Origin of the sequence: Psychrobacillus sp. L4, assembly GCF_042944905.1 — a bacterium.
In the GTDB taxonomy this organism is placed as follows: domain Bacteria; phylum Bacillota; class Bacilli; order Bacillales_A; family Planococcaceae; genus Psychrobacillus.
This window is the reverse complement of sequence record NZ_CP168496.1, coordinates 2979699-2995000: the sequence shown is the minus strand read 5'-3', so window position 1 is coordinate 2995000 and position 15302 is coordinate 2979699. Positions and strand designations below refer to the sequence as shown.

Sequence of the window (15302 nt, the reverse complement as noted above, 5' to 3'; positions counted from 1 at the left end):
AATACTACCTAGTGACCGATAGTGAACCAGTACCGTGAGGGAAAGGTGAAAAGCACCCCGGAAGGGGAGTGAAATAGATCCTGAAACCGCGTGCCTACAAGTAGTCAGAGCCCGTTAATGGGTGATGGCGTGCCTTTTGTAGAATGAACCGGCGAGTTACGATTACATGCAAGGTTAAGTTGAGAAGACGGAGCCGCAGCGAAAGCGAGTCTGAATAGGGCGAATGAGTATGTGGTCGTAGACCCGAAACCAGGTGATCTACCCATGTCCAGGATGAAGGTAAGGTAACACTTACTGGAGGTCCGAACCCACGCACGTTGAAAAGTGCGGGGATGAGGTGTGGGTAGCGGAGAAATTCCAATCGAACCTGGAGATAGCTGGTTCTCTCCGAAATAGCTTTAGGGCTAGCCTCAAACGTTAGAATCTTGGAGGTAGAGCACTGTTTGGACTAGGGGCCCATCCCGGGTTACCGAATTCAGACAAACTCCGAATGCCAATGATTTATGTTTGGGAGTCAGACTGCGAGTGATAAGATCCGTAGTCAAGAGGGAAACAGCCCAGACCACCAGCTAAGGTCCCAAAGTATTTGTTAAGTGGAAAAGGATGTGGCGTTGCTTAGACAACCAGGATGTTGGCTTAGAAGCAGCCATCATTTAAAGAGTGCGTAATAGCTCACTGGTCGAGTGACGCTGCGCCGAAAATGTATCGGGGCTAAACAAATCACCGAAGCTGTGGATTGATACCTATGGTATCAGTGGTAGGAGAGCGTTCTAAGGGCGTTGAAGTCAGACCGGAAGGACTGGTGGAGCGCTTAGAAGTGAGAATGCCGGTATGAGTAGCGAAAGATGGGTGAGAATCCCATCCACCGTATGACTAAGGTTTCCTGAGGAAGGCTCGTCCGCTCAGGGTTAGTCGGGACCTAAGTCGAGGCCGATAGGCGTAGACGATGGACAACAGGTTGATATTCCTGTACCACCAAACCACCGTTTGAGCAATGGGGGGACGCAGAAGGATAGGGTAAGCATGCTGTTGGTTATGCATGTCCAAGCAGTGAGGTGTGAGTGTAGGCAAATCCGCACTCTGTAACATTGAGCTGTGATGGCGAGGACTTAGTCCGAAGTTCCTGATTTCACACTGCCAAGAAAAGCCTCTAGCGAGGTGATAGGTGCCCGTACCGCAAACCGACACAGGTAGTCGAGGAGAGAATCCTAAGGTGAGCGAGAGAACTCTCGTTAAGGAACTCGGCAAAATGACCCCGTAACTTCGGGAGAAGGGGTGCTCTTTTGGGTGTATAGCCTAGAAGAGCCGCAGTGAATAGGCCCAGGCGACTGTTTAGCAAAAACACAGGTCTCTGCAAAACCGTAAGGTGAAGTATAGGGGCTGACGCCTGCCCGGTGCTGGAAGGTTAAGAGGAGTGCTTAGCGCAAGCGAAGGTGCGAATTGAAGCCCCAGTAAACGGCGGCCGTAACTATAACGGTCCTAAGGTAGCGAAATTCCTTGTCGGGTAAGTTCCGACCCGCACGAAAGGCGTAACGATCTGGGCACTGTCTCAACGAGAGACTCGGTGAAATTATAGTACCTGTGAAGATGCAGGTTACCCGCGACAGGACGGAAAGACCCCGTGGAGCTTTACTATAGCTTGATATTGAATTTTGGTGCAACTTGTACAGGATAGGCAGGAGCCTTAGAGCCCGGAGCGCCAGCTTCGGAGGAGGCGTCGGTGGGATACTGCCCTGGTTGTATTGAAATTCTAACCCATACCCGTAACCCGGGTAGGAGACAGTGTCAGGCGGGTAGTTTGACTGGGGCGGTCGCCTCCTAAAGTGTAACGGAGGCGCCCAAAGGTTCCCTCAGAATGGTTGGAAATCATTCGAAGAGTGTAAAGGCAGAAGGGAGCTTGACTGCGAGACCTACAAGTCGAGCAGGGTCGAAAGACGGGCTTAGTGATCCGGTGGTTCCGCATGGAAGGGCCATCGCTCAACGGATAAAAGCTACCCCGGGGATAACAGGCTTATCTCCCCCAAGAGTCCACATCGACGGGGAGGTTTGGCACCTCGATGTCGGCTCATCGCATCCTGGGGCTGTAGTCGGTCCCAAGGGTTGGGCTGTTCGCCCATTAAAGCGGTACGCGAGCTGGGTTCAGAACGTCGTGAGACAGTTCGGTCCCTATCCGTCGTGGGCGTAGGAAATTTGAGAGGAGCTGTCCTTAGTACGAGAGGACCGGGATGGACACACCGCTGGTGTACCAGTTGTTCTGCCAAGAGCATCGCTGGGTAGCTATGTGTGGACGGGATAAGTGCTGAAAGCATCTAAGCACGAAGCCCCCCTCAAGATGAGATTTCCCATTACGCAAGTAAGTAAGATCCCTCAAAGACGATGAGGTAGATAGGTTCGGGGTGGAAGCGTGGCGACATGTGCAGCTGACGAATACTAATCGATCGAGGACTTAACCAAATAGAATTTATACATTTCAATGTCTTTTATCCAGTTTTGAAAGAATATAAAAAAGATTTTTTTAAAAAAACTATTGAAATATTCTCTAGTTATGGTATAATTAATCTTGTCTTTCAAGTTAATAGGTCTAGTGATGATGGAGAAGAGGTCACACCCGTTCCCATACCGAACACGGAAGTTAAGCTCTTCATCGCCGATGGTAGTTGGGGGTTTCCCCCTGTGAGAGTAGGACGTCGCTAGGCTTAGTAATATTCCGAAGTAGCTCAGTGGTAGAGCAATCGACTGTTAATCGATTGGTCGTAGGTTCGAGTCCTACCTTCGGAGCCATTTTTGGAGAGCTGTCCGAGTGGCCGAAGGAGCACGATTGGAAATCGTGTAGGCGGCTAACCCTGTCTCAAGGGTTCAAATCCCTTGCTCTCCGCCAGATATTTACTCTCTTAATACATAAAATGGCCCCTTGGTCAAGCGGTTAAGACACCGCCCTTTCACGGCGGTAACACGGGTTCGAATCCCGTAGGGGTCACCATTAATATTTTACCCAGGAGGATTAGCTCAGCTGGGAGAGCATCTGCCTTACAAGCAGAGGGTCGGCGGTTCGAGCCCGTCATCCTCCACCATTAAGTTTTAAAACACTTAATTAGTAATTATAATATTGTCGCGGGGTGGAGCAGTGGTAGCTCGTCGGGCTCATAACCCGAAGGTCGCAGGTTCAAATCCTGTCCCCGCAACCAAATGGTCCCGTGGTGTAGCGGTTAACATGCCTGCCTGTCACGCAGGAGATCGCCGGTTCGATCCCGGTCGGGACCGCCATTTATTTTATGAGATTTAGGATAAGCAAGCAGGTCGAGGAAGCAATCGAGTGAAAGAAGGAGCGTACTCAAGTACGTGACTGATTGAACGAGTGGAGCTGACGAAGAGATGCGACGCTTAGCGTAAATCGAAGAGGCTCAGTAGCTCAGTCGGTAGAGCAAAGGACTGAAAATCCTTGTGTCGGCGGTTCGATTCCGTCCTGAGCCACCATTAATAAGCCGAAGTAGCTCAACTGGTAGAGCAACTGACTTGTAATCAGTAGGTTGAGGGTTCAAGTCCTTTCTTCGGCACCACTGAAATGTGGAGGGGTAGTGAAGTGGCTAAACACGACGGACTGTAAATCCGTTCCTTAGGGTTCGGCGGTTCGAATCCGCCCCCCTCCACCATTTTTATTTTAGGGGCATAGTTTAACGGTAGAATAGAGGTCTCCAAAACCTTTGATGTGGGTTCGATTCCTACTGCCCCTGCCAATTTTACAGTTAACTTGAATAATGGCGGTTGTGGCGAAGTGGTTAACGCACCGGATTGTGATTCCGGCATTCGTGGGTTCAATTCCCATCAGTCGCCCCATATTCCTAATTAGTTAGCTTTTTTTTATTTATGGCGGTTGTGGCGAAGTGGTTAACGCACCGGATTGTGATTCCGGCATTCGTGGGTTCAATTCCCATCAGTCGCCCCATTGGGGTATAGCCAAGCGGTAAGGCAACGGATTTTGATTCCGTCATGCCCTGGTTCGAATCCAGGTTCCCCAGTATTTTTGCGGAAGTAGTTCAGTGGTAGAACACCACCTTGCCAAGGTGGGGGTCGCGAGTTCGAACCTCGTCTTCCGCTCCAATTTTAAATGGCGGCATAGCCAAGTGGTAAGGCACAGGTCTGCAACACCTTTATCACCGGTTCAAATCCGGTTGCCGCCTCCAATTTTAATTTTGTAACTTTTACGCTTTTATTTTGCCGGTGTGGCGGAATTGGCAGACGCGCGGGACTCAAAATCCCGTATCCTCTGGATGTGTCGGTTCGACCCCGACCACCGGTATATTGCACGAAATTCTATTGAAAATAGAATTTTAGAAACTCTTATAAATGCTGTTATATCAGCATTTATAAGAGTTTTTTTATTTAGCGCAATTTTAATTACTCGATTTTATATGATGAATTTGGTGTTTGTTTACACATTTTATACACAATCATTTTTTCGAAGTATTAATTCTCCATGTTTCTACTTTTCTCAAAGCTCCATAATACATGTAAATAGTCTTTTGCTATCATACCAATATCCTTTTGTCCTATTACATGTCCATAAAACTCTATAAATGATATGAGTAACGTTTAAGAGGATATAGTTTCTACAATGAATCTAATTGAAACGTCAGCTTACGGGGCATTTGGAACATATAGAGCCGGTATAGGGGTAGAAGCAATCAAGTAGGGGCTTATGCCATCTGTTTAGGGGCGGATAGCCACACTTTATGGGTATATAACGCCGATTTAGGGGTGGATGCAATAAGTAGGGGCTTATGCCATCTGTTTAGGGGCGGATAGCCACAATTTATGGGTATATAACGCCGATTTAGGGGTGGATAGCCTCGCTTTAGGACCATATTGCGTCGTAGTAGAAGATTATTAGTATAGAAGGAACTATTACTCTACTTCCTAATAAAAAAATCCTTTGTTTGACATTCAAAGTTCATTTTAGCTGAGGAAGAAATAAGGTTAATTAAATCAGTTTGTATTAACTTCGACTATTTGGTATATTATTAGGTATATACAATCGTTGATGTGATCAAGTAAATAAGAATTGTGAGACAGAAAATATAGCAGCTTGCTGAGAGCTATATCACCGCTTCTTGTTGAAACCTACCACGGAGATGTTATGCAAACATAACCGGTTCGTTGTCGTTAACCAACGTTTGAGATAGTTCGTTCAATTGACGAACTAATTAAAGGTGGTACCGTGTCTATCCAGTGTAAAGACGCCCTTTTTATAGGGGAGTTTTTACGCTTTTTTTATTTTAAAGGAGGAAAAGTAGATGTCTACACAACAAAATGATTTTACAAAATGGTATATCGACACAATTCAGAAGGCAGATTTAATGGATTACACACCTGTTCGTGGGTGTATTGCGTTTAAACCGGATGGCTTTGAAATTTGGGAGCATATTCAAGCTGAAATGAACAGACGTTTTAAAGAAACCGGACATCGTAATGCTTATTTCCCAATGCTTATTCCAGAGTCATTTTTCCAAAAAGAAAAGGATCATATTGAAGGGTTCGCTCCAGAGCTTCCATGGGTAACAGAAGCAGCTGGTGAAAAACTAGAAGAACGTTTAGCATTACGTCCAACTTCTGAAACGATGATTGGTCATTTGTATTCAGATTGGATTAAAAGCTATCGTGATCTACCAGTATTAATTAACCAATGGGCAAACGTGTTCCGTTGGGAAAAGAAGACGCTTCCTTTCATTCGTACATCTGAATTTTTATGGCAAGAGGGGCATACTGCTCATGTAGATGAAGAGGATGCACGTAAAGAAACAATGCAAATGCTTAACATCTATAAAGAGGTTGTAGAAGAACTATTGGCTATTCCAGTATACGATGGTCAAAAGACACCATCTGAGCGCTTTGCAGGGGCTGTAGATACGTATTCGATTGAAGCAATGATGAAGGATGGAAAAGCTGTTCAAGCTGGGACTTCTCATTACTTGGGAACGAAATTTGCAGAAGCATTTGATATTAAATACTTGAATAAAGAAAACAAACATCAGCATGTGCATACAACATCATGGGGAACTTCTACTCGTTTAATCGGTTCTGTTATTATGGTGCATGGTGATGAGCAAGGTCTTGTTTTACCACCACGTGTTGCTCCAACGCAAGTAGTTTTAATTCCAGTTGGACCTTGGAAGAAGAACCCGGCTATTATGGAGAAACTCGATGAATTGTATGCTGATTTAAAAGCAAAAGGTATTCGTGTACGTCTCGATGATTCCGATCAATCACCAGGTTATAAATTTAATGAGTGGGAGCTAAAAGGTGTTCCAGTTCGTGTTGAATTAGGACCTCGTGATTTAGAGAACAACCAAGCACTACTCAAAGCACGTGATGAAGGTGACAAAGTAACTGTAGATATTCCTAATTTAGTGGAGCGTATTGAAGAAGAACTAACAACAATGCAAACCCGGTTATTAGAAAAAGCTCGTGCATTCCGTGATCTGCATTCACATACAAATGTGGATTCATTAGACCAATTAAAACAACATCTTGCTGACTCCACTGAAAAAGGAGAAATTCCAGGTTGGATTCTTGCAGGATGGTGTGGAGACGACGCTTGTGAAGAACAAGTGAAAGAGGAAACGAAATTTACAACACGTAATATTCCTTTCAATCCACCAGTTGAAAAGGCTTCATGTATTAATTGTGGAAAAGAATCAAAACATACCGTTTGGTTCGGTCGTGCGTATTAATAAAATAATAGTAACATCTTTAAAAAATCAACCATTGAATATTAAATGGTTGATTTTTTATTTATTCAAAATTTCATGTAAGATAAAAGGAATACAATCGTCTAATTAGTAAAGATAGGGGGGATCCCTTGGAGAGGAATTTGATAGAAGAATGGTTTGAGCAATACGAAAGAGATATTACAAGTTTTCTAATGTACTATACAGGATCATTGGACGTAGAAGATCTAGTACAAGAAACCTTTCTTCGTGCATTGAAGAAATTGTCAAGATTCAACGAGAACGCACACCCAAAAACTTGGTTAATATCCATCGCAAGAAATATGGTAATCGACCATTATCGTAGAAATCGCGTATGGAATAAAATGAGGCATCTATTTTTCTACGAACAAAATATCTCGTTTGATACAGAGCAGCGAATTCTTCTAAATCAAGAAAATGCTATTTTATATAAAGCTATTAATAGACTTCCATCGAATAATAAAGAAGTAATTATTTTAAGAGGGATTTTGGAAATGCCATCCAAGGAAGTCAGTAGCATTATGAAAAGTAATGAGAATAACATAAATGTACTGTATCACCGTTCCTTAAAAAAGTTGAAAACAATGCTTGAACAGGAGGGGGATGAATATGGAGGATATTAATAAACTGCAAGAAGAGTTAAAAAAACTTCCTAAATATTCTCTTGAAATCAACCAAAAAGCTAAAGTTTTACATTCATTAAGATCAAAGCAAAATTCTCCAAAGAACACTTTTTTCTTAGCTCCGATCTTTACTGTAATAGGAATATGCTCCGTTCTATTTTTTCTTCTTTTTACCAATGAAGCTACTAACAAACTAAGTGCGCAGCCAGGAACAGTTTTTACATTACCTGATAGAGATCAAGAGGTACTTGGGGTAGAAGGAAAGATAGGGATACTTGTTCCTGATGAACAATTTATTGCGGAAGACATGGGAAGAGTGTCAAAGCTGATGCTGTACTACTGGGGAGATCCAAATGCTTTGGTTGGAAAAAACTACCTCGTGGAAGCGGAGAATAAAAAAGGGAAGAAAGTGGAGTTGTCTCGAGGGATACTTTCGGATGGTTTATATAGTGAGGATGCCCATACGTTAGCTAGCTTTACCCCATTTCCAACCGAGGCAGAATGGCAGTTATCCTTTTATGTGGAAGATGTTTTATTTGACGCATTTACAATTGATGTGTACCCGCCGGTTCCTAAAACAGAGCATTATACTTTACTTGATTCTCCAAAGGAGCTTCCCGTGGGTGAGATATTTGAGTTATATATAGAAAGCACAATTGGTGAAAAAGAGGAAATTGACGTTCAACTAATTGATAATAAAGGGAATCTTATGGAAGAGACCATTTTTCAAAGAGAAAGCTTGGGTTATAGGAACTCGCAGGAAATTTACTTATATAAAGGTGACATTACGTTGAAGGAACACGGAACTTGGAGGCTCATAATTGACGGAGAGCAAACAGGGCTTTTTAACAATTAAAATAAAAAACATCCTTTCCTACTGAAGGTAAGGATGTTTTAATTTATAAACACTCGACGACTATGAATAGAACGCTTATAGGAATTACGGTTATCATTCTAGCTAATATTTCTGGAGTTATATTCTCCATTCGTTAAAATCATTGTGTAAAACAATAGCGCTTGCATCTCCACCATGAATTTGAGTAAACATTGTACCCATAGATTCAACTAGTTTACGACCTTCTTCTAAATTAATAGAAGGACGAAGGAAGACAATATGGATAGCATTCGTAGTTTCTTCCGTGACAGCAGTCCTTACTGAGTCAACAAACGGGCTGCCAAATGGTCCGGTGGTATCTGAAAGGGCAAGTATATTTTTTATATTATTTTCTCTGCCATTTAGTCCTTCATATGTTGTTTTTTCATTGCCAAGTGAAATGGTCACATCCCCATGAATCTTTCCTAAATCATAAATTCCCATTGGTATTTCATATCGCATGGAGAAGAAATTATTTAAATCAACAGCAGAATGCAAAGGTGTGATATAATTTTGTTTTGCAATTCTTCGATATAATGCTTCAACAGAAGGACGGTATCGGTTAAGATCAGCGCCTAGTTTTTTCCATAACGTTCGCCATTCTTTAATTCCCTCAAATTCTGTTGCAGATTTTTCTTCCATTTCAAAGAAAAGTTGCTCCTGAAATAATTGGAGACGTCCTTTAAGCATTTGGGGAGAAGAGGTAACGACAATTTTGGTATAATGAATAATGCCTATTTTAAGAGTAGGTTCGACTTGCAATAAAGAATTATCTAGTTTTATAATCATAACGACCGTCCTTACACATATTTTCTTAAGTTTAGCATAAGAAAGGAGAACTTTTGTGAATATAAACCAATTTCAAGAACATCTAATTGAATATGCTGCTTCCATTGGAATTGATAAAATTGGGTTTACTTCTGCTTCTCCCTTTCATGAATTAAAAAATAGATTAATTCGGCAACAAGAACTAGGATTTGCATCCGGTTTTGAAGAACCAGATATTGAGAAAAGAACACATCCAGAACTTTTACTTTCAGATGCAGAAAGCATTGTTTCAATTGCCATTGCTTACCCGTCTAAAATGAAAGGTGCTCCTTCTAGTACTAAGGGTGCTAGGCGAGGAATATTTGCAAGAGCATCATGGGGAATGGATTATCATACCGTTTTACGTGAGAAACTTGCACTTTTAGAGTTATTTATACTAACACATATGCCTGATGCAAGGTTGCGCTCCATGGTTGATACGGGAGAACTTTCTGATCGGGCTGTGGCGGAGCGAGCAGGCATAGGGTGGAGTGCTAAAAACTGTGCGATTATTACACCTGAGTTTGGGTCGTATGTCTATTTAGGTGAAATGATTACTTCGATTCCTTTTGCGCCAAGTGAGCAAATGGAGGATCAATGTGGAGACTGTAGGCTTTGTTTAGATATATGTCCAACTGGAGCTTTAATCGAAGGTGGACAATTGAATGCCCAGCGTTGTATTGCTTTCATTACACAAACAAAAACAATGGTCCCGGACGAATTTCGTGCAAAGATAGGAAATCGAATTTATGGTTGTGATACATGCCAAACGATTTGCCCGAAAAATAAAGGCAAAGCCAATTTATACCAGGAAGCGTTTAAGCCAGATCCAGAGCTTGTAAAGCCATTACTGCTACCATTATTAAGTATGACAAATCGATCGTTTAAAGAAACATATGGGCATATGTCCGGAGCTTGGAGAGGGAAGAATCCAATTCAACGTAATGCAATTATCGCGCTTGCACACTTTAAGGAAGCTTCGGCAGTACCAACGTTAATCGAATTAATGGAAAAGGATGCTCGTCCCGTTATTCGAGGAACAGCGGCATGGGCAATCGGTAAAATTAATACAGACGATGGACAAATTGCATTGAAAAAAGCGGAACAAACAGAAGAAGTAGAAGAAGTATTAGATGAAATTAGAAAAGGGTTACAATTTTATATATTGGAGAAATAGGAAGTGGTCAAGTATGAGTATTAATATCGTGTTATATCAACCAGAGATTCCGGCAAATACAGGGAATATTGCGAGAACATGTGCAGGAACAGGGGCGAAGTTACATTTAATTCGACCCCTTGGATTTTCAACAGATGACAAAATGTTAAAACGAGCAGGACTCGATTATTGGGAGCATGTAGATATTACCTATTATGATGGATTAGATGAATTTTTTGAGAAACATCCGGCAAAGGAATATTATTTAATTACGAAGTTTGGTGCAAAACCGCATACAACTTACGATTTTAGTGACGTGGAAAAAGATCACTTCTTTATTTTTGGACGTGAAACGAAAGGGTTGCCTCGTGAATTTATTGATGCACATCCGGACCGGGCTTTAAGAATTCCGATGAACGATAATATTCGATCATTGAATTTATCAAATACTGCGGCAATACTTATTTATGAAGCTTTACGTCAGCAGAATTATCCTAATTTACATTAAAAAAACGGACAGGTCTAATTAGACTTGTCCGTTCTTAGTATTATTACTTGTCAGATGCACCTGGTTTGTCATCGTAACCTGCTTTGAAAATTGCAGCAAGGAACGCTACAATAACACCAAGAATAAGGATAAGATTCATATTGAGTTCCTCCTCTAATATATTATGAACTAAGTATACCCTACTTAGTATTAAAAAGAAATATTACGGGAAAGTGAAATTATGTCTGAATTGTTTCTATTGAAAGTTGCAACCTATGGAATATTCTAATACCATAATGAAAAGGAGTGATTTTTTAAATGAGCAATTTGAAAAATGGTCCAGAAAACGGTTCGATGGCAACAAATATGGAAGAGGTAAAGCTACTGGGAAAGCAAATGGAAAAGCTGCGGGACGATAATGGGTTGGAATTAGATAACCGTGTATCGGACCCTGCACAATCAGACGATACTTCTTCAATGAAACAAAGAAAAAACGACTGATACTTTATCAGTCGTTTTCCTTAAAGGAAAGGATGAGTACATTGAAATTACATAAGAATTCAACAAAGCAATTAGCAAATGGGGTAGAGATGCCACGTATAGGTTTAGGGGTGTATAAAATGACGGAGCCAGATATTGCGCTACAAGCAATTTCAACAGCTTTAGATAGTGGATATCGTCATATTGATACTGCTTCCCTTTATGCAAATGAGAAAGAAGTCGGAGAAGCAGTACGTAACTCTAAAATAAAAAGAGAAGATATTTTCATTACAACAAAAGTATGGAACTCCGATCAAGGGTACGATCAAACATTAAAAGCATTCGAAAAGTCATTGGAATTATTAGGACTCGATTACATAGATTTATATTTAACGCATTGGCCAGTGAAAGAGACTTTCATAGATACGTATCGCGCAATTGAACGTTTATATGAAGAGAAGCTAATCCGTGCTACTGGTGTATCTAATCATCATCAACACCATCTAGAAGCAATTGCTGCAAAAGCAAATGTTAAACCAATGGTCAATCAAATCGAATGTCATCCTCGTTTAACACAATTTGACCTTCGGGAATATTGCCAAGAACAAGGAATTGCAGTTACTTCATGGTCACCACTTGCAAGAGGCGGCTTACTTAACGAACCGACATTACAACGAATTAGCGGAAAACACGGTAAATCCCCAGCACAAACAATCATTCGCTGGCACTTACAACATGATTTAGTAGTTATTCCGAAATCAGTGACGCCTGCTAGAATTGCAGAAAATCTGGATGTTTTCGATTTTGAATTATCGTTTGAAGATATGAAAAATATCGATGCACTAAACTTAAATGAACGCACTGGAGCAGATCCAGATAACTTTAGCTTTAAATTTTAAATAGAAACACTATAGTCTTGTTTTCTCCATAGTGAGAATGCAAAGCTATAGTGTTTTTTTTAGTATTAGGAAATATTTACCGAATATGAAACTTTTCATCTAATACAATCGTATTATAGTGAACTGTTTGGCTTTTCGAGTTTATTAATTAAAAAATAATAGTTCAAATGAGGTTACATGGAATTATTTTTTGAAAAAGTTACGAGGAAAAAGAGCGCAAAACCTATTGTTATTCTAAGAGCAGTAATGCTTATCGCGATGTTTACCTTTTTAATAATGGCAATAATAAATGATATAGAAATATACTTCCTAAAATATGTATTTGTAATAGCTGGTGTTTTCTCTATTATGGATGGAATCGAAAGTTACTTTCATATACAAAGTCGGAAGGTTATTCTAACTGAAATGGGAGTAGGAGTCGTTTATATGATCTTTTCAATTTCAATAAAATAGGGGCGAGGGAGGAAACTTTTACTATGATATAAACAATTTGAACATATTCCTTTATGGAAAATTATTAATAAAGGAATAAATGATCTTGTAGATAATAATGACATAGAAGGAACGACAAGAAGAGAATGTGTTGTTAGAATATTTGTAACCAAATATTAGAAATAGACAATAAAGATTTTCTTGTGAGAAATTGATTTGGAAAAAATGAAGGTAATAAATAATGAAAAAAATTCATACAACCAGTAATCATGGATTGAACTAAAAGTAATTAAAGTTGAGAGAGAAATGAAAAGGAGAGTTTGGAGTGAGGAAAAGGAATTACATTGGATTTGGACTGATATTTGCTTTAGGAACTATTTTTTATCTAGAAGGGAGAGAAACAGGAGATATTGAGGCTACAAAAAATGTAGTATTAGAGAGTGAGATAGTTAAAACATCCGGAATTCGTGGTGAGTTGCAAGTATACAGTTTTGAGGAAGCTGTTAATAAAGCAGATTTAATAGCTGAGATTGAAATAGTAAAATATTTAGAAGATATAAAAGAACCGTCTCCAAAAACATTATTTGATGCAAAAATTATTAATACATTTAGCGGTAATACAAGTCTAAGAAATATTGAGATTTTACAACAAGGGAATAAAGAATATAGCTTTAATGAAAACCCATTATTTAAAAAAGGAGAAAAATATATTTTATTTCTAAAAAAAGCAGTTGGAGATCGATTTGATGGGACAGATACATACTGGCTATTAGGTGAGGAAACTAACATCTACTCTGTCATTAATAATAAAATAATAAAAAAGTGGGCTTTATGGGACGAAGAATTAACTAGTATTGAGATAGAAGAAAATAATTCTAATAAAAATAGTCAGTTGTTAGATAAGAATTTATTTGAAGAAAAAATGAAAAAAGTTATAAATGAGTTGAAGTAAATGGAATTTCAACATTTAGTACAAATGCTTTTTATTAACGGGCTAGTTTATTAAACAAGAACAAAGAGAGGTAGAGAATTATGACAATATTACTTTATTTCATTGTTTTTATGGTTATTAGCTTGATTGTTAAAGGAGTATTATTGGTTATTTACAAAGATAAAGAAAAGTTGGATAAGGGATTTATATTTCCTTATATTAGGTTGAGTTATAGAAGAAAGATGATTCGAACACTATGGACTTTTCCTATAATTCTTGTTGGATTTATTGTCATATATTTTTATGGAGAACTAAATATTATGTGGAATCTAATTTTATTATTGGTTACTTTGTTTCTTACCTTTTTACAACTAACGTACAATTATAAAAATAGAAAAAATTAGAAGGAAATAAAGATGTTGGTTGGGAGAGTACATTAAACTCTGAAATGGATGATGAACGACCAACAAGAAAAGGGGGAAATGTATTGAAGTTGAAATTATTATTTTTTGCAACAGTATTATTCATATTTTTTATTGTTGGTTGTTCGAGCAAACAAGAAGTTGGGACTACTAATGGTACTGATAGTTATGAAAATATAAGAGAGATTGCTTGGAACTTTCTTGTAGAAAAAGATTGGACTGAAAGAGCAATAGAAGATTGGAAAACAGCGGAAGTTGAGAAGATTATTGCTCGCAGTAACTATGCATTGTTAGATGAAAACTATGATGGCAAAGACGTATTAGCAGTTTCTTTTGAAGATAAAGGGAAATTTGTTGTTGGTCCTCCTGTAATACTTGTTGACCCCGATACAAATGAAGTAATTGGCTATATCCCAGCCGAATAATAAATTATGATGAAGTGAACAGTAGACTTTACTGATTATAATACAAATGGTGGTTGGTTAGTGGGGATGCCCATTAATCTAATGATCCATTCCTTATAAAACCAAATACACAAAATAAAAAGTATCGGTGAATGGCTACCGATACTTTTCCTTTTCCTACCTTCTATCCTCTACAACAATCATTTCTCCCGTAATCGGATGTGCAAATTGTACTTTGAATGCGTGAAGTTCGTATGTTTTGGTTGGTGACTTTTTCCCTCCGTATAGGTCGTCTCCTACAATCGGGTGACCTAGATAGGCAAAGTGCACACGAATTTGATGGGTGCGTCCTGTTTCAAGGATAGCATGTACTTTTGTAAAATCAGGATTTCTACCGACTACTTCATAGTGGGTAATTGCAAGCTGACCTGATGGAGATACTCTTTTTCTTGTTGCGTGGTGCCGATCAACACCAATGGCAGCTCGAATGGTGCCGTTGTTGTTTTTTACTTGGCCTTCTACAATCGCTTCATACGTGCGGACGATTTCTTTGTTTTCCAGCATGCGATCAAGCATCCCTTTGACGATAGGATTTTTAGCAACAACAATTAGCCCTTTTGTCCCTTCATCAATTCGATGCACATGCTCTCCGTATGCTTGTCCTTTACTAGATAAGTAATGATGGACCGTATTCATGAATGTGTGGTTTTGACCTGCTTCATTTGGATGAGTTGCAGCACCACGAGGCTTCGATGCGATTAGTAAATACTCATCTTCATACGCTACATAAAGAGGTATTTGATCGGAAGAAAGATAATTCGAAGCATCGCCCTCCCATGTAAAAACAAGTATATCCCCTTTTTGAAGCGGCGCTTTCCATTGCATTAGTTCTCCATTTACATCACTGACTGCTTTTTGCATACGTAAATCATGGATAAGTTTTTTACCAAGCTTCCATTTTTGTTGAAGAATTATATCAATTGTTAGTGCATCCTCTTGTACTGTATAACTAAATGTATGTATCATTTTTTTCTCTCCCTT

12 protein-coding genes, 16 tRNA genes and 2 rRNA genes (1 of these 30 only partly in view) are annotated in these 15302 nt (G+C 39.5%); 28 read left to right on the top strand and 2 right to left on the bottom strand.

The features are described 5' to 3' along the window. The 21 genes from ACEPXG_RS14570 to ACEPXG_RS14470 all read left to right on the top strand — a co-directional run. Window positions 1–2454 (top strand): 23S ribosomal RNA (locus ACEPXG_RS14570) (it extends 474 nt beyond the left edge of the window). A gap of 126 nt (window positions 2455–2580) precedes the next feature. Further along, window positions 2581–2696 (top strand): 5S ribosomal RNA (rrf, locus tag ACEPXG_RS14565). Window positions 2697–2706: 10 nt separating this feature from the next. Continuing rightward, window positions 2707–2781, top strand: a tRNA-Asn gene (locus ACEPXG_RS14560). Window positions 2782–2786: 5 nt separating this feature from the next. Beyond that, window positions 2787–2878 (top strand) — tRNA-Ser (locus ACEPXG_RS14555). Window positions 2879–2905: 27 nt separating this feature from the next. After that, window positions 2906–2980: transfer RNA gene (locus ACEPXG_RS14550), tRNA-Glu, on the top strand. A 15-nt stretch (window positions 2981–2995) separates the two neighbouring features. Then, window positions 2996–3071, top strand: a tRNA-Val gene (locus ACEPXG_RS14545). A gap of 39 nt (window positions 3072–3110) precedes the next feature. After that, window positions 3111–3185: transfer RNA gene (locus tag ACEPXG_RS14540), tRNA-Met, on the top strand. 3 nt (window positions 3186–3188) lie between these two features. After that, window positions 3189–3264: transfer RNA gene (locus ACEPXG_RS14535), tRNA-Asp, on the top strand. Between the two features lie 134 nt (window positions 3265–3398). After that, window positions 3399–3474 (top strand) — tRNA-Phe (locus ACEPXG_RS14530). Between the two features lie 7 nt (window positions 3475–3481). After that, window positions 3482–3557: transfer RNA gene (locus ACEPXG_RS14525), tRNA-Thr, on the top strand. A gap of 9 nt (window positions 3558–3566) precedes the next feature. Then, window positions 3567–3650, top strand: a tRNA-Tyr gene (locus ACEPXG_RS14520). 10 nt (window positions 3651–3660) lie between these two features. Continuing rightward, window positions 3661–3734, top strand: a tRNA-Trp gene (locus ACEPXG_RS14515). 24 nt (window positions 3735–3758) lie between these two features. Beyond that, a tRNA-His gene (locus ACEPXG_RS14510) sits at window positions 3759–3834 on the top strand. 33 nt (window positions 3835–3867) lie between these two features. Further along, window positions 3868–3943, top strand: a tRNA-His gene (locus ACEPXG_RS14505). Window position 3944: 1 nt separating this feature from the next. Beyond that, a tRNA-Gln gene (locus ACEPXG_RS14500) sits at window positions 3945–4016 on the top strand. Window positions 4017–4023: 7 nt separating this feature from the next. Beyond that, a tRNA-Gly gene (locus ACEPXG_RS14495) sits at window positions 4024–4098 on the top strand. A gap of 9 nt (window positions 4099–4107) precedes the next feature. Continuing rightward, window positions 4108–4181, top strand: a tRNA-Cys gene (locus ACEPXG_RS14490). Window positions 4182–4214: 33 nt separating this feature from the next. After that, a tRNA-Leu gene (locus ACEPXG_RS14485) sits at window positions 4215–4297 on the top strand. Between the two features lie 994 nt (window positions 4298–5291). Continuing rightward, window positions 5292–6728 (top strand): proline--tRNA ligase, encoded by a 1437-nt coding sequence (gene proS / locus ACEPXG_RS14480; RefSeq protein ID WP_391203833.1) that lies wholly within the window; start codon window positions 5292–5294, stop codon window positions 6726–6728. A gap of 128 nt (window positions 6729–6856) precedes the next feature. Beyond that, complete coding sequence (locus ACEPXG_RS14475) at window positions 6857–7369, top strand: RNA polymerase sigma factor (RefSeq protein WP_391203830.1); 513 nt, start codon at window positions 6857–6859, stop codon at window positions 7367–7369. Continuing rightward, complete coding sequence (locus ACEPXG_RS14470; protein WP_391203827.1) at window positions 7356–8225, top strand: hypothetical protein; 870 nt, start codon at window positions 7356–7358, stop codon at window positions 8223–8225. Before ACEPXG_RS14475 ends, ACEPXG_RS14470 begins: the two co-directional genes overlap by 14 nt. A gap of 117 nt (window positions 8226–8342) precedes the next feature. Here ACEPXG_RS14470 and ACEPXG_RS14465 read toward each other — a convergent pair whose 3' ends face one another. Further along, the gene (locus ACEPXG_RS14465) at window positions 8343–9032 is read right to left on the bottom strand and encodes a B3/4 domain-containing protein (protein WP_391203824.1); all 690 of its coding nucleotides are present in this window, start codon (window positions 9030–9032) and stop codon (window positions 8343–8345) included. Window positions 9033–9087: 55 nt separating this feature from the next. Here ACEPXG_RS14465 and queG point away from each other — a divergent pair, with 55 nt between their 5' ends. The 7 genes from queG (at window position 9088) to ACEPXG_RS14430 (ending at window position 14282) form a co-directional block, all read left to right on the top strand. Further along, window positions 9088–10227, top strand: coding sequence for a tRNA epoxyqueuosine(34) reductase QueG (gene queG, locus ACEPXG_RS14460; RefSeq protein WP_391203821.1), 1140 nt, complete (start codon window positions 9088–9090; stop codon window positions 10225–10227). 13 nt (window positions 10228–10240) lie between these two features. Continuing rightward, complete coding sequence (trmL, locus tag ACEPXG_RS14455; protein WP_391117251.1) at window positions 10241–10714, top strand: tRNA (uridine(34)/cytosine(34)/5-carboxymethylaminomethyluridine(34)-2'-O)-methyltransferase TrmL; 474 nt, start codon at window positions 10241–10243, stop codon at window positions 10712–10714. 297 nt (window positions 10715–11011) lie between these two features. Beyond that, window positions 11012–11194: a multidrug ABC transporter ATPase gene (locus ACEPXG_RS14450; protein WP_391203818.1), complete on the top strand. Its 183-nt coding sequence runs from the start codon at window positions 11012–11014 to the stop codon at window positions 11192–11194. Between the two features lie 32 nt (window positions 11195–11226). Beyond that, complete coding sequence (locus ACEPXG_RS14445) at window positions 11227–12072, top strand: aldo/keto reductase (RefSeq protein ID WP_391203815.1); 846 nt, start codon at window positions 11227–11229, stop codon at window positions 12070–12072. 177 nt (window positions 12073–12249) lie between these two features. Next, the gene (locus ACEPXG_RS14440; protein WP_391203812.1) at window positions 12250–12525 is read left to right on the top strand and encodes a hypothetical protein; all 276 of its coding nucleotides are present in this window, start codon (window positions 12250–12252) and stop codon (window positions 12523–12525) included. A gap of 304 nt (window positions 12526–12829) precedes the next feature. Continuing rightward, the gene (locus ACEPXG_RS14435; protein WP_391203809.1) at window positions 12830–13456 is read left to right on the top strand and encodes a hypothetical protein; all 627 of its coding nucleotides are present in this window, start codon (window positions 12830–12832) and stop codon (window positions 13454–13456) included. 466 nt (window positions 13457–13922) lie between these two features. Next, entirely contained in the window at window positions 13923–14282 is a 360-nt protein-coding gene (locus ACEPXG_RS14430; RefSeq protein WP_391203807.1) for a hypothetical protein, read from the top strand. 156 nt (window positions 14283–14438) lie between these two features. Here ACEPXG_RS14430 and ACEPXG_RS14425 read toward each other — a convergent pair whose 3' ends face one another. Beyond that, entirely contained in the window at window positions 14439–15287 is an 849-nt protein-coding gene (locus tag ACEPXG_RS14425; protein ID WP_391203804.1) for an RluA family pseudouridine synthase, read from the bottom strand. Between the last annotated feature and the right edge of the window lie 15 nt (window positions 15288–15302).

Excerpts from the sequence above, each read along its gene's own strand:
- proS (WP_391203833.1), top strand. The coding sequence starts at position 5,292 with ATGTCTACACAACAAAATGATTTTACAAAATGGTATATCGACACAATT.
- ACEPXG_RS14470 (WP_391203827.1), top strand. The coding sequence starts at position 7,356 with ATGGAGGATATTAATAAACTGCAAGAAGAGTTAAAAAAACTTCCTAAA.
- ACEPXG_RS14465 (WP_391203824.1), bottom strand. The coding sequence starts at position 9,032 with ATGATTATAAAACTAGATAATTCTTTATTGCAAGTCGAACCTACTCTT.
- trmL (WP_391117251.1), top strand. The coding sequence starts at position 10,241 with ATGAGTATTAATATCGTGTTATATCAACCAGAGATTCCGGCAAATACA.
- ACEPXG_RS14450 (WP_391203818.1), top strand. The coding sequence starts at position 11,012 with ATGAGCAATTTGAAAAATGGTCCAGAAAACGGTTCGATGGCAACAAAT.
- ACEPXG_RS14445 (WP_391203815.1), top strand. The coding sequence starts at position 11,227 with ATGAGTACATTGAAATTACATAAGAATTCAACAAAGCAATTAGCAAAT.
- ACEPXG_RS14440 (WP_391203812.1), top strand. The coding sequence starts at position 12,250 with ATGGAATTATTTTTTGAAAAAGTTACGAGGAAAAAGAGCGCAAAACCT.
- ACEPXG_RS14425 (WP_391203804.1), bottom strand. The coding sequence starts at position 15,287 with ATGATACATACATTTAGTTATACAGTACAAGAGGATGCACTAACAATT.